Source organism: Deltaproteobacteria bacterium, assembly GCA_016178705.1.
Taxonomy (GTDB): domain Bacteria; phylum Desulfobacterota; class Binatia; order HRBIN30; family JACQVA1; genus JACOST01.
On record JACOST010000002.1, the window covers coordinates 35,193 to 59,878 of the forward strand.

A 24,686-nucleotide genomic window follows, 5' to 3' on the forward strand; every position below is an offset into this window, starting at 1 on the left:
CACGCTCGGGCTGGCGTGGGGCCTGAGGCTTTGGCTATGTTCCCGCTGTGGGAGCAGTGGGGGATCACGCAACCGGAGATCGCGGAGGCATTCGAGGCGGGACGTCACGCAGTGCGCGAGGTTATCCGGTCGCAATGCCTGCGGCAGAGCGACAAGCCGGCGGCGATGATTGCGCCTCGCCCGATCGCGAATTTCCAGACTTGATCCCAACGGCATCACACCCGGGATGCCGGTGCGGAGCACTCGGCGAACTGCTGGACGACTGTGATCGGTGCATACTCGGCGCGCTCGTTGCAGACGAGTCACACCGGCGCGACGTGGTTTTGGGCGCGGCGGCGGGGGGATGAACGTGGAGCAGTCGTTACTCGTGCGATTCTTCGAGCGGCTTACCGGTACGCGCGCCGCCGAGCGAACCGCGGCGGCCGTCTCGCGCTTCGGCCCCTATTTGATGGGGATGGTCGTGGCGAAGGGACTCTCGACCGTCGGCCAGCTTCTCATCAGTCGCTGGCTCGGACCGAGCGAGTTCGGCCAACTCGCCGTGGTGATCTCGGCATCGACCCTGTTCGCGTCGCCACTGGCGGGCGCCTGGGGCAGCACGTTCGTGCGCTATGCCGCGGCGCAGCCGGAGACCACATGGGTTCCGCTGCTGCGATGGACCCGACGACGGGCACTCTTCTCGACCGTCATAGCGGCTTCAGCAATTGGCCTGCTGGCTCCACTGATGGCCCCCGTACTGCGCGTCCCGGCCGTGCTGTTGATCTGCGGCGCCATGCTCGGCGTTGCCATGGCGCTCTGGCTCTTCGCCAAGGCCGCCTGTCAGGGGCGCGAGAACTGGCGCCGCTTCATCGCGGCGGAACTTGGGTTCGGAGCGGTCGTGCTCTTCCTGCCCATCATGTTGTTGCTCTTCCTCGAGCCGCACTGGTGGGAGGCGGCGCTGGTCTTCCTGATCGCCTACGCGGCCGGCTCGGCGCCGGCGCGGCCATTCTTCCGGGCCGCAATCGCGCCCGACTCGGGCACACGACTCCCCTCAACGTGGCCCGGGAGCGGCGGAGCGGCGGCGTATGTTCGCTTCGCGCTGCTCACCGGCACGGCGAACACTGTGTTCCTGTACAGCGATCGGTTCGCCGCGCAGCACGTGTTGGGTTTTGCCGAAGTGGGCATCTATCAGCTCTACAACTTCGCCACCGTCGGCGTCGCGATGATGCTCTCGACGATGCTTTACAACTTCGTCTTCCCGCTGTTTCCGCAGGGCGATCGGCGGACATTCGCAGCGCTGTTCCGCGCCGGCTTCCTGCGCCTCCTCCCCGTCACCCTCGCGGCGCTATTCGTCGCTGGGTGGGTACAGATCCATCTCAGCGGGTTCCCCTTCCGGCCTGCGTTGCTTGCCATCGCGACCCTCAGCGCCGCCGCCATGATCGTTTCGGGCTTCTACGGACACCTGGTCGCCAGCGTCGGCGTCAGCGGAGTCCGACTCAGCGCCAAGGTTGCGATCGTCACACTGACGGCGTTTGCCCTCGGGGTAGCGCCGGCCGTAACCCTTGGCGGCCTGAACGGCCTCTTCGCGCTGTACACCGTCATCAACATTGCCGTCGCCATCTTCTACCATCGGGCGCTCCACCGCCTCTCAACCGATTCGTCCGTCCATCCATCCCGCCCGCCGATTGGAGGGGAGTCCGTTTGTGCCGTGGTCGTTGCCTACTATCCCGACTCAGATTTCGAAGCGCGGCTACGCAGTCTGCTGCCACAAGTGGGCGCGGTCGTCGTCGTCGACAACACTCCGAACGGCGGCAGCGCCGAACGGCTGGGCGCGATGGGCGATCACATCGCCGTCGTCGAGAACAGCGCCAATCTGGGTGTTGCCGCCGCGCTGAACATCGGGCTGCGCCACGCACAACGAGCGGGCTGCCCTTGGCTCCTGACCCTCGATCAGGACACGCGCTGCTATCCCGACATGGTTCACACGCTGCTCCATGTTCTCGCGACGTGTGAGCCTGCTCCGGCCGTCATTGGCGGAAACTATCTCGATCCCCGTCGAGGCGCGACGGAAGTGCCCGAAGCGGACGGCGACTGGGTGGAGCAGATCACGGTCATCACCTCGGGCTGCCTCATCGACGTGGCGCGGGCGCAGGCAATTGGCGGCTTCCGGGAAGACTACTTCATCGACCAAGTGGATCACGAGTTCTGCCTGCGAGTTCGCCGGCACGGGGGTCGCGTGGTGATCAGTCGCAAGCCGGTGATGACCCACAGCGTCGGTGGTCCGGCTGGCGCTCACGTCCCCTTGTTGGGGATCTTTCCGAATCATGCACCGCTGCGGAAGTACTACATCACGCGCAATTCTCTGGTAACCATTGCCGGCTACTGGAAGCAGGAACCCGGGTGGTGCGCTCGTCGTCTCGCGCGTCTGCTTTTGGGATTGGGGTTGATGGCGTTGCTGGAAGAGAATCCGCTGGCCAAGGTGCGGGCGTTCGCGGCGGGAACGGTGGATGGCGTGCGGCAACGGATGGGGCCGTGCCGGCGAGAGAACCTCCATGACTAGACAGGTGGTGCGCCTCGTACGGCAGCGGGGATTCAGCGGAGTGGTGCGCGCTCTGTACTCGCGCGTGCGCAGCCTGCTCGGGATGCGGGCGAAGTCGTTCCGACTTTGTGAGGAATCAATCCGCGGAAAGACCGGAATCGAGATCGGCGGCCCAAGTCAGGTGTTCTCGAGGAGCGGAGTGTTTCCGGTCTATCCGATTGCCGGAAGGATCGACAATTGCATTTTCGCCAATACTACCGTGTGGGAAGGAGAGGTTCGTGAAGGACAGACCTTTCAGTATGCGCGCGACCGGCCGGCCGGCTGGCAGTATGTGGCGGAGGCGACCGCGTTGGGCCGCATCTCCACCGCGGCGTATGACTTCGTGCTCGCGTCCCATGTCCTCGAGCACATCGCCAATCCGATTCTGGCGTTGTCTGAATGGACACGAGTGCTGAAGGACGAAGGAACGCTCGTGATCCTGTTGCCGCACAAGGATCACACCTTCGATCATCGCCGGCCCGTGACAACGATGGAGCATCTGATTGCGGACCATGAGAACCACGTCACCGAAGATGACCTGACGCACATGACCGAAATTCTGGCGCTTCACGATTTGAATCGCGACCCAGAAGCGGGCGATCGAGCGAGCTTCGTCGCTCGCTCACGACGCAACTTCGAAAACCGCTGTTTTCATCATCACGTCTTCGATACGCCTCTGGCGGTTCGCCTCGTCGAATATGCGGGCCTGCAGATCCACGCGGTCGAAGAGGTTCCACCCATGCACATCCTGGTGGTGGCGCAGAAGGCGAGAAGCGCTGTCGATTCCGGAGCCCGTCAATGAAAGTGTCCCGACGGCACCGACATCGACTCGGCAATGGCTACGCCCGCGTGCCTTGCTACCTCGTGCCAGGTCGTAGTGTACAGAATCAGTCGTGGTCGGGTGTTGAGTCGAGTCGGATCGTGTCGCCTTGCTGTACACTGGGGTCAGCTTGGTCGGAGACCGGAGGGCCGAGTTGGGGTGTGGGGTGTCGCGCTGCGACGACAGTACACCATGACCATGACCGTTGATCGATCCCATCTGAGTTCTGCGAGTCAAGGCGAGCAGGTCGAGATTATTCTCGTCGAAGACAACCCGGACGATGTCGAGTTGATTCGCCGTGCACTGCGGCGCGGACACATTTGCAACCCGATAGTTGTCGCGAGCGACGGCGATGAGGCGCTGAGCATCCTCCGTCGGCTAGCCAGTGACCGTCCGCCTCGTCCGCGCGTGCAGCCACTGGTGCTACTTGATCTCAATCTGCCCCGCCTCGACGGACGCGCCTTGTTGCAGCAGATCTGGTCGAATCCGGCTCTCAGTGGCGTGCCGATCATTGTCATGGTCAACTCCGATGCCGATGCCGCTGGCATCGGCGCAACCGCGCTTGGCGTTGTCGCGTTCGTCCGCAAACCCGTCGATGCTGACGCGTTCGTCAAAGCCCTCAGTAACCTCGGCCACTACGGGCTCGATGTCGTGCGCGACCGAACTGAAGCAGCCCCGCCGCGTGCGGCTGGCCGCAGCACCGATTGACCACCTTCGTCCGTTCGCATACAGCCCGCACGTGCCCCGCGCGTGAGATGTACTGACAGTGACCATTCTCCTCTGCTTCATCGGCGCGACCATCGGCAGCAGCATCGGTTGGTGGCTTGGCTCCTTCGTCGGCTTCATGACCGCATACATCGTCAGCATCGTCGGCACGGCGGTTGGCGTGTACCTAGCGCGGCGCTTCGCCACCGAGTACCTCCCTTAGCCCTGATGGAGAGAAACGGATTCACCGCAGAGCTCGCCGAGAGCGCCGAGCAAAAGGCGCGAGACCACGAAGCAGCAAAAGGAAAGTCCATTGCCAATATTGCCAGTGAGGTTTGGGAAACTGCTCGAATACTCTCGTGCCGACTCTCTTTCTGCGATCTCCGCGTTCTCGGCGGTGAGTCTTGCCCGATCTAGGTTGACTTGATCGCTTGACCCTCAATTTTCGCTCGCATACAGTCCGCGTCGATTCGACTGCCCGAGAAGGAGCACGTTGTGGGAGATATGCTCAAGGACCGCGTGGCGGTCGTGACCGGCGCCGGGCGCGGCATCGGGCGCGGCGTGGCACTGGGGTTGGCCGCACAGGGCGCCAAGGTCGTGGTCAACGACTTCGGCGTCAACACCGACGGCTCGGCGCCAAGCACCGGGCCGGCCTTCGACGTCGTCAACGAGATCAAGGCGGCGGGCGGCGACGGCATCGCCAACGGCGACTCGGTCGCCACCTGGGACGGCGGCGCCAACATCATCAACACCGCGGTGAAGCACTTCGGCCGCATCGACATCCTCGTCACCTGCGCCGGCATTCTGCGCGACCGCATGATCTTCAACATGAGCGAGGAAGAGTTCGACTCGGTGCTCGCGGTGCACCTCAAGGGCACGTTCACCTGCGTGCGCCACGCCGCGCCGCTCATGCGCGAGCAGCGCTTCGGCCGCATCATCACGTTCTCGTCGGGCTCCGGATTGTTCGGCAATCCCGGCCAGGCCAACTACGGATCGGCCAAGGCGGCAATCAGCGGACTCACCAAGGTCACCGCGCGCGATCTGGGAAAATACGGTGTGACGGCGAATTCGATCTGCCCAGTGGCAGCGACGCGCATGACGCTGACACCCGAGGTGATGCGCGCTCGCGAGATTCGCAAGCAGCAGGGCATCATCCGCGAGGAGCGCGCGCTCAACCAACTCGAACAATTGCATCCCGAAGACGTTGCTCCGATGGTCACCTTTCTCGCCAGCGACTTCGCGCGCAACGTCAACGGTCAGTTCTTCCTCTGCGCCGGTGGCTCGATATCGCTGATCGCGCTGCCGCGCCCGCTCAAGACCATCTACAAGCGCGGCCGCTGGACGCTCGACGAGTTGGACGAACTGGTGCCGCAGACCCTGGCCGAAGGCCTGGTCAACCCGGCACCGTCGCGTGCCAACTAGGGAACGAGGACGACGCGATGGGAACTCGACTACGAGGCAAGGTTGCCGTCATCACCGGCGGTGGGCGCGGCATCGGTCGCGGCATCGCGCTGCTGATGGCGCAAGAAGGCGCCGCAGTGGTCGTCAATGACCTCGGCGGCGAGGTCAGCGGCGGTGGCGGCTCCGCGTCGGCCGCCGACACCGTCGTCGGCGAGATCAAATCAGCCGGCGGCCAAGCCGTCGCCAGCTACGATAGCGTCGCCGACTTCGCCGCGGCGGAGAACATCGTCGCCACCGCGGTGAAGGCGTTCGGTCACCTCGATATCCTCGTCAACAACGCCGGCATTCTGCGCGATCGCATGATCTTCAACCTCAGCGAGGAAGATTGGGACGCGGTGATCGCCGTACACCTCAAGGGCAGTTTCAATTGCACGCGACACGCCACCCGCCAGATGCGTGAACAGAAGTCGACCGGTCGGATCATCAGCATGTCCTCGACCTCCGGCTTGTACGGCAACTCCGGACAAGCCAACTACGGCGCGGCCAAGGATGGCATCGCCGGCCTCACGCGCGTGGTGTCGCGCGATGTCGGCAAGTACGGCATCACCGTGAACGCGATCGCGCCGGCCGCGGCCACGCGCATGACCGCCACCGTGTCGCAGAAAGCGCGCGACATCCGCCAGCAACGGGGAGTCGCCAGCATGGGCAGCGAAGCTCGCGCCGCCCTGCCCCGCCCGCAACTCGAACCCGACGATGTCGCCCCGTTCGCGACTTATCTCGCCAGCGACGCCGCGGCTAACATCAACGGTCAGACCTTCGTCGTCATGGGCGGGATCATTTCGCTGCTGAACTACCCGGCACCGGTGCGCACGATCACCGCGCCGAATCGGTGGACGCCGGAAGAAATCGCGGCCCTGTTTCCCTCCACGCTCGGGATGGACCTTGTGAATCCCGCGCCCGCACAAACCGAGTGAGTCGCCGCAGCCCCGCGCGTCCCGCATTTATTTCGGCACCCGCACCCGCGGCTGCACCCGCCTGGCTGTGGGGTATCGGCGTCACCGCCATCGCCGCGCTGGTCTACTTGCCGGCGCTGCGCAACGGATTCATCTGGGACGATCCGCTGGTGCTCGAACAACTGCGCGCCATTCATGGCTGGCGCGATCTCGTGTTCCTACCCAACGCGATTCCGCGCTACTATTTTCGCCCACTAATCTTTCTCAGCTTCCTCCTCGACCGCGCCGTGGGCGGCGAGACGCCTTTCGCATTCCACTGCTCGGTGGTCGCGCTGCACGCGCTGAACACGGCGCTCGTGTGGTGGCTTGGTGTGCGCCTGTTCGCCGCGCCCGCGGCGGCCGCGCTCGCCACGCTGGTATTCGCCGTCCATCCGATTCACGTCGAATCGGTCGCGTGGATCGCCGGCCGGTCGGACGTGATCGCCACAGCGTTCCTCCTTGCCAGTGCCATCATGCTCACCTACATGCGTCTCCGCTGGACCGCAGCGGCAGCGGTGATGGCCTACTTCCTCGCGTTGCTGTCGAAGGAGGCGGCCCTCGGCGGTCTGCTCGTGCTACCGCTGATCGATTTCGTATTGGCGCATCGTCCGCGCTGGCGCGCCAATGCAGCGTTGCTGCTGGTGACCGTCATCTACTTTCTGGTCCGCCGCGTCGCGCTGGGCGCGGCGATGACCGGCATCGCCACCACCGCGCCGGCCGAGACCGTGATCAGAAACCTGCTGGCTGCGTTTGGGTTCTATGTGAGCAAGTTGGTGCTGCCAATCGGTCTGAGCGCCTATGTGCCAGAGGTCCCCGGCGGTTGGATACTGCCGGCGCTCGGAGTCGTCGCGCTCTCCGCTCTGGCTGCGATCGGCGCGCTCGCGTGTCGGCACAACGAACGGCGCCTTGCCTTCTTCGTGTGGTGGTTCGTCTGCACGCTTGCGCCGGCACTCGTCGTGATTGTCCGGATGAGTGCGCAAGCACCCCTGGCTGATCGTTATCTCTACTTGCCATCGGTCGGTGTCTGTCTCCTGCTCACGCGACTCGCTGCATTCAGCGGGCGATGGCGCGCGCCGACGTGGATCGTCATCACCATCGTCGGCGGCGTCCTTGCCGTCATGACGATCGCGCGCAACCGCGTGTGGGCTGACGACCTGCTCTTCTGGCAAGACATCACCGCCAAGGCGCCGACCTACGCGTTGGGTCATCGTGAGCTGGCGCAGATCTACCTGCGTCGCGATCAAATCGCCGAAGCCGATGCGGCGCTGCAACGTGCGCTGCACGGCAAGTCCGATCGCGACGGTCGCGTTATGACGCTCAACAACGCCGCCACGCTCTATCTGCGTCAGCAACGTCTCGACGACGCCGAGCGCGCCCTGCAAGAAGCGCTGACGCTCTTTCCCCATGCGTATCTCTACTACGGCCTCGGCCGTGTCGCCGTGAGCCGCGCCGAACAAGCGCAAGCCCGCGGTGACGGCGATGAAGCCATGCGCCAGGTCAGTCACGCGCGCGACCAACTGACGCAAGCGGTCGCCCTCGATCCCGGCAACGCCAAGGCGCATGCGTTGCTCGGGCAGGTGCTCTACAATCTTCGCGATCTACCGGCTGCACGCCTCCACTTGCAGCAGGCGCTGCAGCTCGGCGCCAGCGGCAGCGTCGCCGACAGCGCGCGGCAGTACTTGAAGATGGCCGGCGGCTGAAGCGGACACTTCCCATGGAGATCAAGGAGTAGCGAGCGATGGGTGACCTTGCCGAATTCTCGCTGCCGGTACGGCTGCTGCTGCGCACCTACCGATGGCGCCGCATCGATCCTGTGCCGTGGGCGCCGCTGCGCAAGCCGCTCGCCGAGTCGCGCATCGCACTGGTCTCCAGCGCCGGCTTCATCGCACCCGGCCAACCGTCCTTCGATGACTCGGTGCGCGGTGGCGACGTGTCGTTTCGCGATATTCCGTCCGCCATCGACGTTTCGACGCTGGTCGAGACCCATCGCAGCGAGTCGTTCGATCATAGCGGGCTCGCGCGTGATCCGAACGTAGCCTTCCCGATTGATCGCGTGCGCGAGTTGGCGCAGCGCGGCCGGATCGGTACGGTCGCGCCGCGTCATCTCTCGTTCATGGGATCGATCACGGCGCCCGGCCGTCTCATCCGCGACACGGCGCCGGAAGCCGCGCGGCGCTTGGCCGCAGACGGCGTCGATGTCGCCCTGCTGGTGCCTGTCTGACCGTTTTGCAACCAGGCCGTGTGTCTGGTCGCTGCGGAGTTAGAACGCCAAGGCATCGCGACGGTCGCGATCGTCCTACTGCGCACGATCGCCGAACGCGTGCGCCCGCCGCGCGGGCTGTGCGTCCCGTTTCGCCACGGCTACCCACTCGACGCGGCGGGCGACCCGGCGCAACAGCATGCGGTGATCGAAGCTGCGCTGCGCCTGTTAGAAGATCCAGCGCTGACTCCTCCGGTGCTGGCCGACTATCAAACGGGTGGAAGCCGCCCGGCGCTCGAACGCTAGCGGCCCATCTGCTCGCGCATCGCCTTGGCGGCTGCGGCCATCATCGCATCGGTGTCTTGCTCACTCTTCTGAAGGTAGTCGAGCATGCGACACTTGGCGGTCTCAGCGCACAACGCCACCCGGCTCAGTCGCCCGAAGCGCCGATCGACGCGCAGCACGCCAGTGCCAGCCGGCTCCTCGAACAGGTCGGCGGGGCTCTTGCCCTCGCCCTTGAACGTGATGGTTTTGAGTGGCGTCTTGTCCGGCCCCAACAGTCCGCGTGCGCGCTGCGCCAACACTTCCGGCAGCCCTTGACCGTCACCATCGATGATCCACAGTTCTTCGACGCTGCGTTTGTCCGCGAATCGGGCGATGAGCCGCGTACCCGGCGCGGCGGTGTAACCGATTTGGTCGGGAGTCACCGGTGAGGTTGTCGCCGCACCATAGCGCGCCCCGTACTCGTCTTGCGACCGGCCCAGTTCGCCGGGCACTGACGTATCGCGGTGACACGCACCGATCAGCAGCACCAACGCAGCAGCGATTGCACGACGCATCGTAGACGTCTCTCCTGGTTTAGCGAAGCAGCGCAGCCACAGTACAAAGACCCGCCGCCGCCCGCGGTCCATACCAAGAGAGACACTTGCCATCAACCAAGTGAACGCGCTGCGCGCGCAGCGCCGGCGTATCACGCAGCACGGCGAGATCTGCGAGGTCGCGTGCGGAGAATCGATACGGTTCACTCGGCAATAGCACCGCCTCTGGTGCTCGACGCGCGACCTCAGCGAGCGTGGTCGTCGGATACGGCCCGGCGTCCGCGCGAAAGATGTTCGCTCCGCCGGCGGTCCACAGCACGTCGTCGATGTAGGTGCCGCCGCTGATCGTCATCCACGGATTCTTCCAAATCGGACAGAACACGCTGCGGCGCGGACCGCGATAGGACGCCACATCCGCGATCGCAGCGGCGAGCTCGGCGGCCAGCTCGCGCCCGCGGGCCACGCAATCGGTCAACTGGCCCAAGCGTTGAAGCAGCCCAACCGTGTCAGCGAGCGACGCCGGAAACGTCACGAACGTCGTAAGGCCCCACGCTTCGAGTTGTGCGACATCTTCGCGGCGGTTCTCCTCGGCGTTGACGATGACGAGATCGGGGTCCAAGCGCCGCACCGCTTCGCAATCGGGATTCTTGGTGCCACCGACCTTGGCTCGCTCCGCCACTGCCGCCGCCGGCTCTTCGCAGTAACGCGTGACGCCAACGACGGCGTCGCCACAGCCCAAGAAGAACAAGGTTTCGGTGAGACTCGGTACCAGCGAAACGATCCGCCGCGGCGGTGCGGCGAGCGTGACGCTACGGCCGATGTCATCGACGAGCGATATCATTTTCGAGCAATGTCATTCTCGAGATGGATTCAGGGGCGTGGCGTGCCTTTGCCACGCAGGATCGCTTCGAGCGCGCGGCGCTCTTCGTCCGTGACTTCGTTGGGATCGTCCGCCGTCACATTCGCTGGCGGCGCAACGGCCGACGGCGCTCGTCGCGGAGCTGTGCTGTACGCGTGCCAGATCAGCCACGCGCTGATCGCGAGCGCACCCGCGCTGGCTAGCCACGCGAACGCTGCCAACGCGCTGAACCGCCGCCGGCGTCTCACGACTCCGCCGTTGCTGGCGGCGCAGCCAATTCACCCGACCACAGCGCGCGCGCCGCTTCCCAACCACTGCGCTGATCCCAGCCGTCGACTCCGTTGTACCAGCGCAGACCCAATTCGCGCACGCGCCGGCTATGACCAGCGAGAGCGAACCACAACGGCCACGTCGGTCCGTAAAACAACCGCACGGCAAGATTGAGCCGTCGCAACTTCTTGCCCAGCCACGACGCACGGACGTCGCGTTCATACGCGGCGAGCGAGAAGTCGCCGCTCGCAAATGCGACGACCGCGGCGTCCGCCGCGCGCCGGCCGTATTCGAGGGCAAACGAGATGCCTTCGCCCATCAGCGGATCGACGCCGGCGGCATCGCCGATCAGCGCGACGCCGGGCGCCGCCAGCGGTGCGCGCTGGTGGTACCAATGGATCGGGAAAGCTCGGAAGCGCGGCGCGACCGCGACCCGCAAGCGCGCCAACTCGGATTCCACCCAGCGGGTCAGCGCCGCACCGGTGGTGTCGACGGCATACGCGCCCACGTTCGCGTGCGGCTCGCCATTGATCCAGCATGGAAACGCCCAGGTGTAGCCGCGAATACCGTGCGCCACGGGCGCGAAGCTGAAGTCGTATCGCTGCGCCGTCACCCCGTCCCATCGCAGCGCCGCCACCGGAACATCGCACATCACCGCGCGCCCGGTGTGCGCCTTGTTGTCGCCGAGTAGCCGGCGGCGGACCAGGCTGCCCGAGCCATCGGCGCCGATGACGATCTTCGCGCGATACGATCGGTGTTCTGTCTCAACTCGAATCGCGTTGCCATCGCGCGCGACGTCGACGACTTTGTCATTCTCCTGCAACTGGACGCCGCGCTGCCGAACAGCAGCGGCGAGCGACGCATCGAACTCACACCGGCGCACGACGCGGCAGAGTTCCTTGCCTTCGTACACGAGCTCGCGGCTCGGCGTGCGCACGGCGGCACGATTGACGACGACGTGCGGAACCGTCAGCTCGACGCCAAGATCGCGCAGGCACTGCAGCGCATGCGGAATCAGGCCACCGGCGCACACCTTGTCGCGTGGGTGCCGCGACTTCTCCAGCACCAGTGTGTCATTGGCGAGCGCCGGATCGCGTTGCGCCAAGCGTAACGCGGCAGCGGCGCCCGCCGGGCCCGAGCCGACGATGATCAGCGGTCGGTCTTCCACGGATGCTCACCGCGGATGAACATTCGCCCGCACCCAGTCGATGATCGCATCGGTGGTCGCACCAGGAGTGAACATCTCGCTGACGCCGCGGCGCTTCAGCTCCGCAATATCTTCCGGCGGGATGATGCCCCCACCGAACAGGACGACATCACCCACGCCTTTCTGTTTGAGCAACTCAATGATCGCCGGGAACAACGTCATGTGGGCTCCGGAGAGAATGCTGAGACCGATGGCATCGACGTCTTCTTGCACGGCAGTCTCAGCGATCATCTCGGGCGTCTGATGCAGCCCGGTATAGATGACCTCGAAGCCAGCGTCGCGCAGTGCGCGCGCGATGATCTTGGCGCCGCGGTCGTGGCCATCAAGACCCGGCTTGGCCACCAGAATGCGCAGCGGCCTGTCAGTGCTCATTCCGGTCCAACATTCCGCAATCCGCATTCCGCAATCCGCATTCGTCAATCCGCACTCGTCATAGCCACGCGGGATCGCGATAGACGCCAAAGACTTCGCGGTACACGTCGGAAATCTCGCCCACGGTGCAGCCGTCCTTCACCGCGGCAATCAACGGCGGCATCAGATTGGTCTTCCCTTTCGCCGCCGCGCGCACCGCCGCCAGCCCGCCGCGAACGCGTGCCGCATCGCGCGCGCGTTTGCGCTGCCGCACCCGTTCTGCTTGCTCGCGTTCAACCTCTGGATTGATGCGGAGAATCTCGATCGGCGGCTCGTCTTCCTGGACGTATTTGTTGACACCGACCATCACCTTGTCGCGGCGATCGAACTGTTGCTGAAAACGATACGCCGCTTCGGCGATCTCCTTCTGCGGATAGCCAAGCTCGATCGCGCGCACGATGCCGCCGAGCTCGTCGATCTTGGTGATGTACGCCATCGCTTCGCGCTCCATTCGGTCGGTGAGCGCTTCGATCGCGTAGCTGCCGGCGAGCGGGTCGACCACGTTGGTCACGCCAGTTTCCTCGGCAATGATCTGCTGCGTGCGCAGCGCCACCAACACCGCTTGCTCGCTCGGCAGCGCGAGCGTCTCGTCCATCGAGTTGGTGTGCAGCGATTGCGTCCCGCCAAGCACGGCAGCCAGCGCTTGAATGGCGACGCGCACGACGTTGTTGAGCGGCTGTTGTGCCGCCAAGCTGCAACCCGCTGTCTGCGCGTGCGTCCGCAGCATCAGCGAGCGGGGATTGCGGGCGCCGAAGCGCTCGCGCATGATCTTCGCCCACAGTCGGCGCGCGGCGCGATACTTGGCGATCTCTTCGAGGAAGTCGTTGTGAACGTTGAAGAAGAACGACAGCCGCGGAGCGAAACTATCGACATCGAGGCCGCGATCCACCGCGGCTTGCACGTAGCCGATGCCGTCGGCCAACGTAAACGCCAACTCCTGCACCGCGGTCGAGCCGGCTTCGCGAATGTGGTAGCCGGAGATCGACACCGCGTGCCAGCGCGGCGTTTCCTGCGCGCAGAACTCGATCATGTCGATGACCACCCGCAACGAGGGCTCGGGCGGACTGATCCATTCCTTCTGGGCAATGAATTCCTTGAACATGTCGTTCTGGATCGTCCCGCCGAGCTTCGTCCACGGCACGCCATGTCGTTCGGCCACCGCCAGGTACATCGCCAGCAGGATACTCGCACTGCAATTCACCGTCATCGACACCGTCACATCGGCGAGCGGAATGCCGGCGAAGAGTTCCTCCATGTCGTCGAGCATCGAGACCGCGACGCCTTCGCGTCCGACCTCGCCAAGCGCGCGCGGATGATCCGCGTCGTAGCCCATCAAGGTCGGCATATCGAAGGCCGTCGACAGGCCCGTCTGCCCTTGCGCGAGCAAGAACTTGAAACGCTCGTTGGTATCGGCAGCGGAGCCGAAGCCGGCGAACTGCCGCATCGTCCACAACCGGCCACGATACATCGATGGGTAGACCCCGCGCGTGTAGGGATATTCTCCGGGCTGTCCGAGGTCGCGCTCGTAGCGCGAGTCGGGAAGATCTTCGGGCGTATACACCGGCTCGACTTCCATGTCCGACACCGTGGAGTAACGCGGCAAGCGATCGCCGTCCTTCGGGTAGTCCGCCAGCCAGTCGCGCTTCGCTGTACTCATGTGTCCTCCGTGATCGGCAGTCGTCGTCGCGAGCGCCGCGTCGCATCCCCCAAGCGACCCCGAATCATGCCGCGCGCAACCCGTACCCACGGATTGGGCACCAAGACCTCAACCTGCCCGAGCGCGCCGAACGTCAACGGCTCGAGCCCGAACCGACGATTGCGGATGTGGCAGGGGACACCGTATTGCTCAAGGTAGCCGCAGACGATGTGTGCCTCGACATCGAGTGCCGAGGTGAAGCACACCTCCCACGCTTCGCCTTCACCTTCATCGATCGATGCAGCCATACTCAACGTCCCGTGAACGCCGCCTTGCGTTTGGCAAGAAACGCCTGCATGCCTTCGCGCTGATCTTCAGTCCCGAACGTCACCGCGAACGCTTCCGCCTCGTAGCGACAGCCGTCCTCGAGCGCCATGTCGCCACCCGCATTGATGGCAGCCTTCGCCTCCTGGATTGCAACTGGCGCCTTGCCGGCGAGGTCGCTGGCGATGCGGATCACTTCGGCGAGCAGATCGGCGCGCGGCACGACGCGATTGGCGAGCCCGACGCGCAACGCCTCGGCCGCGTCGATCAGCGAGCCGGCGTAGGTCAGCTCGCGGGCCAACCCCAGACCCACGCGCCGCGCCAAGCGTTGCGTCCCGCCGAATCCCGGCGTGATGCCAAGGTTGATCTCGGGTTGGCCGAATTTAGCCGAGTCGGCTGCGTAGATGAAATCGCACGCCAAGGCGAGTTCCAATCCGCCGCCAAGCGCGAAACCGTTGACCGCAGCGATAACGGGAATCGGCAACTCTTCGAGGCTGCGCATCACCGCTTGCCCGCGGCGCGCGAACGCGCGGGCCTCGACGCCTGACATGGTCGACATCGCCGCAATGTCCGCACCCGCGACGAACGCGCGCTCGCCGGCGCCGGTGACCACCAAACAGCGAACGCCACTACTCACACACGCCGCAACTTGCGCCGCGATTTCGTCGAGGGTCGGCGCGTTGAGGGCGTTGAGCACTTGCGGGCGATTGATGGTGAGGATGCCGACCGCCTCGCGGCGCTCGAACAGCGTACACGCGTCGGTCGCCATGCTCAGTACTCCGGCTTGAAGTCGAAGCGGTGCACGGCTTCGATGAAGCGAATCGTGCGCGTGCGCGAGCGCATCACCACTGAGTTCGTCGTCGCACCACCCTTGAAGAAGTGGACCCCGTGCACGTAGTCGCCGTCTGTCACACCGGTTGCGGCGAACATGACGCTGCCCGAGGCCATTTCCTCCTCCGTGTACTTCCTGGTGAGATCGGTGATGCCGGCGTCGGCGGCGTGGCTCGCGTCTTCGTTGTTGCGCGTACGCAAACGCCCGTGCATCGCACCGCCGGTGCAGCGCACCGCGGCGGCTGTCAGGATGCCCTGGTGAGCGCCGCCAACGCCCATGAGCAAATCGATGCCGCTGCCGGGTTTCGACGCCGCCATGCCGGCGGCCACGTCGCCGTCGCTGAGCAACTTCACGCGCGCGCCGGCCTTGCGAGCCTCAGTGATCAACTTCTCGTGTCGCGGTCGATCGAGTACCGCGACCGTCAAATCGGCCACATACACCCCTTTCATTTCGGCGAGCAGGCGCAAGTTCTCCGTCGCCGACTTGTCGAGATCGATGGCTCCGACACCGTCGGGGCCGACCACGATCTTCTCCATGTACATATCGGGGCAGCGCAGGAAGCCGTCACGTTCCGCGATGGCGATGATCGACAGCGCGTTGTAGCCGCCGGTAGCGCAGATGGTCGCGCCTTCGAGCGCGTCAAGCGCCACGTCGAGTTCGTCGCCCGTGCCGCTGCCGACGTGCTCGCCGATGTAGAGCACGTCGCTCTCATGTTGCGCGCCTTCACCGATGACAACGACGCCGTTGATGTTGATCGACGCGAACGCCTTGCGCATCGCCTGCGCGCCGGCATGATCCGCTGCTGCCACATCGCCGCGGCCCATCAACCGGGCGGAGGCCAGCGCTGCCGCTTCGGTGACGCGTACTGCTTCCAAGGCTAAGTTGCGTTCCATCGTGTCAGCCGCCCTTCCTTCGTCCCCGCATGGCAGCCGCCCGGCCGAGGCCGCGCGCTGCGACATTCATCAACGGTTTCCCTATTTACCGGACTTCGGCCCGGCGTGCCAGGTGTAGATGCGGGTTGTGTGGCTGCAGCGGGTCGGCTCGCACCCGACGGTCAACGGGAGCGACTATTGTCCCAAGCTGTCCTCGATGCGGATGGCGACGGACTTTCCGCGGACAGCGGCGAGTCGATCGATCGCGCGGAGCGCGCGCCGCAAGCGGTCCTCGCGGGCGTGATGGGTGCGGATGACGATCGGCACACTAGCGCCGTCTTCGCGGCCCTTTTGAATCACCGACGCGATCGAAATCTCCTGACTGCCCAAGATTCCCGCAATGCGCGCCAGCACGCCCGGCCGATCTTTGACGATGAAGCGTAGATAGAACTCGCTGGTCAGCGCGCCAAGCGGTTTGATGCGCACATGTCGCTGCGTCGCCAGTGGGTAACCGAGCGGCTTGACGCGCCCCCGGCTGCCGCGCAAGCGATTGCGCGCCACTTCCATGAGGTCAGCCACCACTGCGGTTGCCGTCGGCATCATGCCTGCGCCCAACCCGAGATACATGCTGGCACCGAGGGCTTCGCCCCGCACAGCGATCGCATTGAGGGCACCGTTGACATCGGCCAGCAAGTGCGTGCGCGGCACCATCGCCGGCTGCACCCACGCTTCGATCCCGTCGCGGTCTTCCTTGGCCACCGCGAGCAGCTTGATGACGTAGCCAAAGTCCTTGGCGTAGTTGATGTCGAGTTGGCTCACCTCGCGAATGCCGGCGGTCGGAATGTCCTTCAATTGCACGCGCGCGCCGAGCGCCAGTTGTATCAACAGCGTCAGCTTGTGTGCCGCATCGATGCCGTCGATGTCGTAGTGTGGGTTCGCTTCAGCCAAACCGGCCGCCTGCGCCGCGCGCAACACTTCATCGAACTCGCCGCCCTGATTGGTCATGGTGCTGAGGATGTAGTTCGAGGTGCCGTTGACGATGCCGTAGACCGCGCGGTTGTGATCGGCGGCGAGACCTTCCTTGAGCACGCGAATGATCGGAATGCCGCCGCCGACGCTGGCTTCGAAACCGATGTCGACACCGGCCCGCTCCACCGCGCTGAAGATCTCGCGGCCATGCACAGCCAGCAGCGCCTTGTTCGCTGTCACCACGTCCTTGCCGTTGGCGATCGCCTGCAGCACAAAGCGGCGCGCTGGTTCATAACCACCCATCAACTCAATGACGATGTCGATCGATGGATCGTTGAGCAGCGCGATGGCGTCGTTACTGAGAATCTTGCGGTTGATCTTGACGCCACGATCGGTCTTCAAATCGAGGTCGGCGATGCGCGTGATCGCCACGATGGCGCCAAGCTTCTCGCGGATCTGGCGCTGCTGGCGTTGCAGCAGCCTGATCACTCCGGTGCCGATGGTGCCGAACCCGATCAGCCCGACTCGAATCGTTGGTGTCAACACGGCGTCAAGCGGTGGCGCGCGCGGCGCTGGTATCGCCGAGACTGAGCGCGCGGCGGATGCCGCGCACCGCCTGGCGGGTGCGATGCTCGTTCTCAATCAGGGCGAAGCGCACGTACTGATCGCCGTAGGCGCCGAAGCCGATCCCCGGCGACACCGCGACCTTCGCTTCCTTCAGCAGAAATTTCGAAAACTCGAGCGATCCCATATCGACAAAGTCATCCGGAATCTTCGCCCACACGAACATGGTGGCCTTGGGCTTGGCAACCGCCCAGCCCGCGCGGTTGAGTCCCTCGACCAAGGAATCGCGACGACTGCGATACATCGTGCGAATCTCTTCGACGCAATCTTGCGGCCCGTTGAGCGCCTGGATCGCGGCGATCTGCACCGGCTGGAAGATGCCGTAGTCGACGTAGCTCTTCAGCCGCGCCAGCGCCGCCACCATCTCCGGATTGCCGACCATGAACCCAACGCGCCAGCCCGGCATGTTGTAGCTCTTCGACATGGTGAAGAACTCGACACCCAAATCTTTCGCGCCCTTCACTTGCAGGAAGCTTGGAGGCTGATAGCCGTCGAACGTCAGGTCGGCGTATGCGAGATCGTGCACCACCATCAGGTCGTGCTCGCGGGCGAAGTCGACAATACGTTCGAAAAAAGCGAGATCCACAACCTCGGTGGTCGGGTTGTGTGGGAAGTTGAGGATGAGCATCTTCGGCTTCGGCCAACTCTGCCGAATCGCCTCAACCAAATTGGCGAAGAAATCGCTGCCGGGCACCAACGGCACACTGCGCAGATCGCCGCCGGCAATAATCACCGAGTACTGATGGATGGGATACGTCGGACTCGGGCACAGCACCACGTCGCCGGGGCCGAGCACGGCGATCGCAAGATGCGCGATGCCTTCCTTTGAACCGATGGTGACGACCGCTTCGCTGTCGGGATCGAGATCGACATCATAGCGCCGGCGATACCAATCGCAGATGGCCACCCGCAGCTTGTAGATCCCGCGTGAGACTGAGTAACGATAGTTTGCCGGGTTCTGCGCCGCTTCGAGCAGCTTGCTGACGATGTGCGGCGGCGTCGCGCCGTCGGGGTTGCCCAATCCGAAGTCGATGATGTCATCCCCTGCCCGCCGCGCCGCATGCTTCAGATCATTGACGATGTTGAAAATGTACGGCGGCAGCCGCTGGATGCGGGGAAAATCCATGTTGCTCGGCTTGTAATCAATTCGGACCGAGCGCGCAAATTGAGATTTTCAACGGATGAAGGTGAACTCGCGACGAAGGCACCAGGCACCGCGACCTATGCGAGGCGAATCAATCTTGGCCGGACAAGTCTCACCACGAAGGCACGAAGCGCACGAAAAGAACTGGCGAAGGAGAATTTCATGAGTCCCAGCTTCAACTCATTGCCAATGAGGCTACGACCAGCCGCCCGAGAGCATTTCCGAGGCCGTCCTTCGTGATCTTCGTGCTTTCGTGGTGAGCTCCAATTGTCACATCGCAATTGATTCTCACCCGATCTCCGCCAGTTCCAATCGTCCCGCCCAGCGGTGGCGGAGGACGGCGCGGAGTTGTGCGGACTCGGGACTGCTCAACGTCGGATCGTGTGCGAGCCAGCCCTGTGCGGCGCGGCGGGCTTCGTCGAGCATGCGGCTGTCGCGGATGAGATTGGTAACGCGAAAATCCGGCAACCCAGATTGGCGCGTGCCGATGAAATCCCCCGGGCCGCGGATCTCCAAATCGATCTCGGCGATCTTGAAGCCGTCAGTCGTGCGCTCCATCGCCTTGAGGCGGCGGTACGCATCGTCGCCTGCGTAGGCGGGGCCGACGAGAATGCACGTCGAGGCGTCGCTACCGCGGCCGACTCGCCCGCGCAATTGATGGAGTTGCGCCAGTCCGAACCGCTCGGCGTGCTCGACCACCATCACCGTTGCGTTCGGCACGTCGATGCCGACTTCGATCACCGTGGTACTCACCAGCAACTGCAGATCACCCGCCTTGAAGCGACGCATCACCTGATCCTTCTCGCGGCCCTTCATGCGGCCATGAATCAGGCCGACGCGATAGTCGGCGAAGACGGTGCGCGCCAGCTCATTGGCCATCGTGGTCGCGTCACGCAGCTCCGCTTTGTCGCTCGCATCGACCAGCGGATACACAACGTAGCCCTGTCGGCCGGCGTCGAGTTCGCGCTTCGCCAATGCGTAGACTTTCTGCCGATCGCTTTCGCGAAAGACCAGCGTGCGGATTGCTTGCCGCCCCGGCGGCAACTCGTCGAGCAGCGAGACATCGAGATCGCCGTACAGCGTCATCGCCAGCGTGCGCGGGATCGGCGTAGCGCTGAGCAACAGAATGTCCGGCGGCGGAGCCGCACCGCCGCCGCTCAGGCCGCGCAAGGCCGCACGCTGCAACACCCCGAAGCGATGCTGCTCGTCGATCACGCCGAGTCCCACCGCTTTGAAGCGGACACCGTCCTGGATCAACGCGTGCGTGCCGACCGCGATCTGAATGTCGCCAGATTCAAAACCGGCTTCGATCTCGCGCCGTCGCGCGCGCGGCACCTCGCCGGTCAGCAACGCGGCGCGCAGTCCCAGCGTCTCAGCCCACTGTCCGACGGTGCTGAAGTGCTGTTCGGCAAGCAATTCGGTCGGCGCCATGAACGCCGCCTGCAGTCCATTTTCGATCGCCACTAGCGCGGCGAACAGCGCCACGATGGTTTTGCCGCTGCCGACGTCGCCTTGCACGAGGCGATGCATCGGATGCGGCGCCTTGAGATCGGCGTAGATCTCGCCGATCACGCGCTGCTGCGCGGCGGTGAGCGCGAACGGCAGCTGCGCCGTGAGTCGATCCGTCAACTCGCCGCGTCGTGGCAGCGAACGGCCGGCCTCGATCGCAATCGAGCGCCGCTTCAACGCCAAGCCGAGTTGCAGGTAGAAGAGTTCGTCGAACACCAGGCTGCGATGCCCCATTGATGCGAACGTGTTCAGCCGCATCACATCGGCATCGCGTGCCGGTCGATGCACCACTTCCATCGCGTGTGTGAGGTCGGCGACACGCATCTGCTTCGCGACCGATTCGGGCAACGCGCTTGGCACGCGCGCCGCCCATTCGCCGACCGCTTGCTGCACGATCTTGCGCATCACGCCGACGCTCATCGCCGCCGGCTTGTTGTACACCGGCAGAATCCCCTGCCCGCCCGCATCGGGATCGGTCTCGATCTCCGGGTGAACAATGCGCTTCAAACCGCTCGGTGCGCCTTCAACCTTGCCGTGGACCAACACGCGCTGGCCAACCTTAAAGCGATTCTTGAAGTAGGCGACCTGGTGGTACCAGGTGAGCGCGAGCAATCCACTGTCGTCGCGCAGCGAGCCTTCGAGGATGCGGCGTTGGCTGCGCCCGACGTGGCGCTCATCGAGGTGCGCAATCTCGCCAATCACACTGCCCTCTTCGCCGACGCGCAGCTCGCGCACGGTGCGTAGTGTGCGCCGGTCTTCGTAGCGAAAGGGCAAATGATAGAGCAGGTCCTCAACCGTACGCAGACCAAGCTTGCGAAACTGATCGGCCCGCTGCGGCCCAACACCACGCACGAATTGAACGGACTGCTTGAGCGCGTCGAGGCTGGTCGCGAAATCCCCGTCGCTGCGGTGATACGTTGGGGTCGGCTGTACCGCCGCTGCTGCCGCCGGCGGTTCGGGCGAGCGCGACACTCGCCCGCTCGCCCCCGAAGATGCAATCGCCGATGCGGGCAATCCCAACGACGCGACCACCTCACGCACGGCGCGCGCCCACTCAGTGCGATCCGCCGGCGGCTGACTTGCGTACTGTTCCAGCGCCGCGCACAGTTCGCTGACGTGATCGCGTTGCGCGGCCGGCACCTGATCGAGCAGCGCACGCCCGCGCGCGGCCAACGCCGCCGCCGGCACGCTGACCGCCGCGCGCGGGTTGCGCAGCAGGAAGTCCAGCGGCGCCGCCACCGCTGCGATAAAACTACTCAGCGCGTCCGCGTCAGCTCCGGGCACCGATGCGGGGTTCGTGCGCGACGGCACGGTGATACTCCTGCAGCGGGCAGACGCGCAGCGCTTCGCGCCGCAAACACGCGACGCCTTCTGCGGCGGCGGCAGCAGCCGCGACGGTGGTGAAGTACGGCACTCGACACTCCAGTGCGCTGCGTCGAATCGAGTACGAATCTTGATGCGATCCGATCCCCATCGGTGTGTTGATCACCATCGCAATGTCGCCGGCACGAATCGCGTCGACCGTATGCGGGCTGCCGTCGGCGACCTTGTTGATGGTCGACACCTTGAGTCCACCGTCGCGCAGACACGCAGCCGTGCCCGCCGTCGCCAGCAAGCGGAATCCTTCCTGCACCAAGCGCCGTGCGATCAACAGCACCGCGGGCTTGTCTTCGTCAGGTACGCTAATAAACGCCGTGCCACTGACCGGCAACACGTTTCCCGCGGCGATCTGCGCCTTGGCGAACGCCGCGCCGAAGGTGCGATCGATGCCCATCACCTCGCCGGTCGATTTCATTTCCGGCCCGAGCAGCGTGTCGACGTTGGCGAATTTCGCGAACGGAAACACCGCTTCCTTCACCGAGATATGCGAGGGGATGATCTCTTCGGTGAAGCCAAGTTCGCGCAGAGATTTGCCGAGCATGACGCGCGCGGCCAGCTTCGCCAGCGGCGCGCCGATCGCTTTGCTGACGAACGGCACCGTGCGCGACGCGCGCGGGTTCACTTCGAGAATGTACACAGCCTCACCCTTCACCGCGAACTGCACGTTCATCAAGCCGATGACTCCGAGTTCGCGGGCCAGTGCCTGAGTTTGGCGCCGGACTTCATTCTGCACCGCCATCGGTACCGTGGTCGGCGGCAACGAACACGCGCTATCGCCCGAATGCACGCCGGCGCGTTCAATGTGCTCCATGATGCCGCCCACTACCACCAGCTCGCCATCGCTGATCGCGTCCACGTCTAGTTCGATGGCGTCTTCTAGAAATTTATCGATCAGCACCGGACGGTCCGCCGCCAGGTCGACCGCGCGCGCCATGTAGCCACGCAGCGCCGACTCTTCGTACACGATTTCCATCGCCCGTCCGCCGAGAACGTACGATGGCCGCACGAGGACCGGGTATCCGATGCTGGCCGCGATTCGTACGGCATCATCCACCGTGCGCGCGATACCGTTCGCCGGCTGCTTGAGACCCAGATGGGTCAGCATCGCGGCGAAGCGCTCACGGTCCTCCGCGCGATCGATGGCGTCGGGCGAGGTGCCGAGGATCTTCACCCCGGCCTGTTCGAGCGGCACGGAGAGCTTCAACGGCGTCTGGCCACCGAACTGGACGATCACGCCATGCGGCTTTTCGCGCGCGATGATGCCGAGCACGTCCTCGCGCGTCAGCGGCTCGAAGTAGAGTTTGTCGGACGTATCGTAGTCGGTGCTGACGGTCTCCGGGTTGCAATTGACCATGATGGTCTCGTACCCGTCTTCCCTCAACGCGAACGCGGCGTGCACGCAGCAGTAATCAAACTCGATGCCTTGGCCAATGCGATTGGGGCCGCCGCCGAGGATCATCACCTTCTTGCGGCTGGTTACGGCCGACTCGTCTTCGTCATCGTACGTCGAGTAGAGATACGGCGTGAACGCCGCGAACTCGGCGCCACAGGTATCGACCATCTTGTAGACCGGTTCGATGCCGGCGCGCAGCCGTGCCTGGCGAATGTCCTCCTCCGTCCCGCCGGTAAGTTGAGCGAGACGAATGTCGGAGAAACCCATGGCCTTGGCGCGTCGCAGCACGTCGGTCTGGGTCGCGCCGACACCGGAGGTGCGGATCTCCTCTTCGAAAGAGACAATTTGACGGATGTTCCCCAGGAACCACGGATCGATCTTTGAAAGCTCGAAAATGCGCTCGGTGGAGAAGCCGGCGCGATAGGCTTCAGCGATGTACCAGAGGCGGCGGGCGGCTGGCACGCGCAAGCGTTCTTCCAGTTCCGCTCCTGAGGATTTCGTCCCGCGCCCTTTGTCGTCGAAGCCGTACGAGTCGATTTCGAGCGAGCGAATCGCCTTCTGCAGCGACTCCTTGAAGGTCCGACCGATCGCCATCGCTTCGCCGACCGACTTCATCTGCGGTCCGAGCCGGTCGGCCGCGGCGGGAAATTTTTCGAACGTGAAGCGCGGAATCTTGGTGACCACGTAGTCGATCGTCGGCTCGAACGACGCCGGCGTCTCGCGCGTGATGTCGTTGCGAATCTCGTCGAGCGTGAAGCCGACTGCCAGCTTCGCCGCAATCTTCGCGATCGGGAAGCCGGTCGCTTTGCTCGCCAGCGCCGAGCTGCGCGACACGCGCGGATTCATTTCGATGATCACCAGTCGCCCGTTGTCGGGGTGGACGGCGAATTGAATGTTCGATCCTCCCGTATCGACACCGATCTCGCGGATGATGGCGAGCGCGGCGTTGCGCATGATTTGATATTCCTTGTCGGTGAGCGTCTGCGCCGGCGCCACCGTGATGCTGTCACCGGTGTGTACGCCCAAGGCATCGAAGTTTTCGATCGAGCAGATGATGACGACGTTGTCCTTCACGTCGCGCATCACTTCGAGTTCGAACTCCTTCCATCCGGCGATCGATTCTTCGATCAACACTTCGCTGGTCGGTGAGGCATCGAGTCCCCACCGCACCACGGTCTCGAACTCTTCCGGCGTGTTGACGATCCCACCGCCGGTGCCGCCCAACGTCCGCGACGGCCGGACGATGAGCGGCAACCCGAGTTGATCGCGCACCGCGACGGCATCTTCAAACGTATGCGCGTAACCGCTGCGCGGCAGATCGAGGCCGATGCGCTCCATCGCCGCTTTGAACAGGTCGCGATCTTCCGCCTTCTTGATCGCCGGCAGCTTGGCGCCAATCAGCTCGACGTTGTAGCGATCGAGGATGCCGCGCTCGGCAAGCTCGATCGCCATGTTGAGCCCCGTCTGCCCGCCGATGGTCGGCAGCAGCGCGTCGGGCCGCTCCGTCGCAATGATCTGCTCCAGCATCTCCACGGTGATCGGCTCGATGTACGTGCGATCGGCGAAATCGGGATCGGTCATGATCGTCGCCGGGTTCGAGTTGATGAGGATGACCTTGAAGCCTTCCTCCTTGAGCGCCTTGCACGCCTGCGTACCCGAGTAGTCGAACTCGCACGCCTGGCCGATCACGATGGGGCCTGAACCGATGAGGAGGATCGAGTGGATGTCAGTGCGTTTGGGCATGGCTTAACGCGATCTCTCGTCTC

At 64.5% G+C, this 24,686-nt stretch carries 22 protein-coding genes; 9 read left to right on the plus strand and 13 right to left on the minus strand.

Annotation, left to right across the window (positions count from 1 at the left end):
- Positions 1-1,411: 1,411 nt before the first annotated feature.
- From HYR72_00910 to HYR72_00950, 9 genes are all read left to right on the plus strand, one after another.
- Positions 1,412-2,536 (plus strand): glycosyltransferase family 2 protein, encoded by a 1,125-nt coding sequence (locus HYR72_00910; protein MBI1813515.1) that lies wholly within the window; start codon positions 1,412-1,414, stop codon positions 2,534-2,536.
- A complete protein-coding gene (locus tag HYR72_00915) occupies positions 2,529-3,356 on the plus strand; it encodes a methyltransferase domain-containing protein (protein MBI1813516.1) in 828 nt (275 codons plus the stop codon). Before HYR72_00910 ends, HYR72_00915 begins: the two co-directional genes overlap by 8 nt.
- Before the next feature lie 210 nt (positions 3,357-3,566).
- Positions 3,567-4,082 (plus strand): response regulator, encoded by a 516-nt coding sequence (locus tag HYR72_00920; GenBank protein ID MBI1813517.1) that lies wholly within the window; start codon positions 3,567-3,569, stop codon positions 4,080-4,082.
- A gap of 58 nt (positions 4,083-4,140) precedes the next feature.
- A complete protein-coding gene (locus HYR72_00925; protein MBI1813518.1) occupies positions 4,141-4,302 on the plus strand; it encodes a hypothetical protein in 162 nt (53 codons plus the stop codon).
- A 272-nt stretch (positions 4,303-4,574) separates the two neighbouring features.
- Complete coding sequence (locus tag HYR72_00930) at positions 4,575-5,501, plus strand: SDR family oxidoreductase (GenBank protein MBI1813519.1); 927 nt, start codon at positions 4,575-4,577, stop codon at positions 5,499-5,501.
- Positions 5,502-5,518: 17 nt separating this feature from the next.
- Positions 5,519-6,454 (plus strand): SDR family oxidoreductase, encoded by a 936-nt coding sequence (locus HYR72_00935; GenBank protein ID MBI1813520.1) that lies wholly within the window; start codon positions 5,519-5,521, stop codon positions 6,452-6,454.
- A complete protein-coding gene (locus HYR72_00940; protein MBI1813521.1) occupies positions 6,451-8,172 on the plus strand; it encodes a hypothetical protein in 1,722 nt (573 codons plus the stop codon). Before HYR72_00935 ends, HYR72_00940 begins: the two co-directional genes overlap by 4 nt.
- 38 nt (positions 8,173-8,210) lie before the next feature.
- Positions 8,211-8,693: a hypothetical protein gene (locus HYR72_00945; protein ID MBI1813522.1), complete on the plus strand. Its 483-nt coding sequence runs from the start codon at positions 8,211-8,213 to the stop codon at positions 8,691-8,693.
- 18 nt (positions 8,694-8,711) lie between these two features.
- The gene (locus HYR72_00950; GenBank protein ID MBI1813523.1) at positions 8,712-8,978 is read left to right on the plus strand and encodes a hypothetical protein; all 267 of its coding nucleotides are present in this window, start codon (positions 8,712-8,714) and stop codon (positions 8,976-8,978) included.
- Here HYR72_00950 and HYR72_00955 read toward each other — a convergent pair.
- From HYR72_00955 to carB, 13 genes are all read right to left on the minus strand, one after another.
- Positions 8,975-9,511, minus strand: coding sequence for a hypothetical protein (locus HYR72_00955; protein ID MBI1813524.1), 537 nt, complete (start codon positions 9,509-9,511; stop codon positions 8,975-8,977). The genes HYR72_00950 and HYR72_00955 overlap by 4 nt on opposite strands.
- A 19-nt stretch (positions 9,512-9,530) precedes the next feature.
- On the minus strand, positions 9,531-10,331 hold the full coding sequence (locus tag HYR72_00960) for an ABC transporter substrate-binding protein (GenBank protein ID MBI1813525.1): 801 nt from the start codon (positions 10,329-10,331) through the stop codon (positions 9,531-9,533).
- 29 nt (positions 10,332-10,360) lie between these two features.
- Positions 10,361-10,597, minus strand: a complete 237-nt coding sequence (locus HYR72_00965) for a hypothetical protein (protein MBI1813526.1) — start codon at positions 10,595-10,597, stop codon at positions 10,361-10,363.
- Positions 10,594-11,787 carry an NAD(P)/FAD-dependent oxidoreductase gene (locus HYR72_00970; protein ID MBI1813527.1) on the minus strand — a complete coding sequence of 398 codons (1,194 nt, stop codon included), beginning with the start codon at positions 11,785-11,787 and terminating at the stop codon, positions 10,594-10,596. Before HYR72_00970 ends, HYR72_00965 begins: the two co-directional genes overlap by 4 nt.
- 6 nt (positions 11,788-11,793) lie before the next feature.
- Positions 11,794-12,198 (minus strand): cobalamin B12-binding domain-containing protein, encoded by a 405-nt coding sequence (locus tag HYR72_00975; GenBank protein ID MBI1813528.1) that lies wholly within the window; start codon positions 12,196-12,198, stop codon positions 11,794-11,796.
- A 58-nt stretch (positions 12,199-12,256) separates the two neighbouring features.
- Complete coding sequence (locus HYR72_00980) at positions 12,257-13,894, minus strand: methylmalonyl-CoA mutase family protein (GenBank protein ID MBI1813529.1); 1,638 nt, start codon at positions 13,892-13,894, stop codon at positions 12,257-12,259.
- Entirely contained in the window at positions 13,891-14,181 is a 291-nt protein-coding gene (locus HYR72_00985; protein MBI1813530.1) for a hypothetical protein, read from the minus strand. The genes HYR72_00980 and HYR72_00985 overlap by 4 nt, the downstream gene beginning before the upstream one ends.
- 2 nt (positions 14,182-14,183) lie before the next feature.
- Positions 14,184-14,966: an enoyl-CoA hydratase/isomerase family protein gene (locus HYR72_00990; protein ID MBI1813531.1), complete on the minus strand. Its 783-nt coding sequence runs from the start codon at positions 14,964-14,966 to the stop codon at positions 14,184-14,186.
- Positions 14,967-14,968: 2 nt separating this feature from the next.
- Positions 14,969-15,922, minus strand: a complete 954-nt coding sequence (gene glpX, locus HYR72_00995) for a class II fructose-bisphosphatase (protein ID MBI1813532.1) — start codon at positions 15,920-15,922, stop codon at positions 14,969-14,971.
- Positions 15,923-16,096: 174 nt separating this feature from the next.
- The gene (locus HYR72_01000; protein ID MBI1813533.1) at positions 16,097-17,413 is read right to left on the minus strand and encodes a homoserine dehydrogenase; all 1,317 of its coding nucleotides are present in this window, start codon (positions 17,411-17,413) and stop codon (positions 16,097-16,099) included.
- A 7-nt stretch (positions 17,414-17,420) separates the two neighbouring features.
- Positions 17,421-18,620 (minus strand): alanine transaminase, encoded by a 1,200-nt coding sequence (alaC, locus tag HYR72_01005; protein MBI1813534.1) that lies wholly within the window; start codon positions 18,618-18,620, stop codon positions 17,421-17,423.
- Between the two features lie 306 nt (positions 18,621-18,926).
- Positions 18,927-21,287, minus strand: a complete 2,361-nt coding sequence (recG, locus tag HYR72_01010) for an ATP-dependent DNA helicase RecG (protein MBI1813535.1) — start codon at positions 21,285-21,287, stop codon at positions 18,927-18,929.
- Positions 21,288-21,417: 130 nt separating this feature from the next.
- Positions 21,418-24,663, minus strand: a complete 3,246-nt coding sequence (gene carB, locus HYR72_01015) for a carbamoyl-phosphate synthase large subunit (protein ID MBI1813536.1) — start codon at positions 24,661-24,663, stop codon at positions 21,418-21,420.
- Between the last annotated feature and the right edge of the window lie 23 nt (positions 24,664-24,686).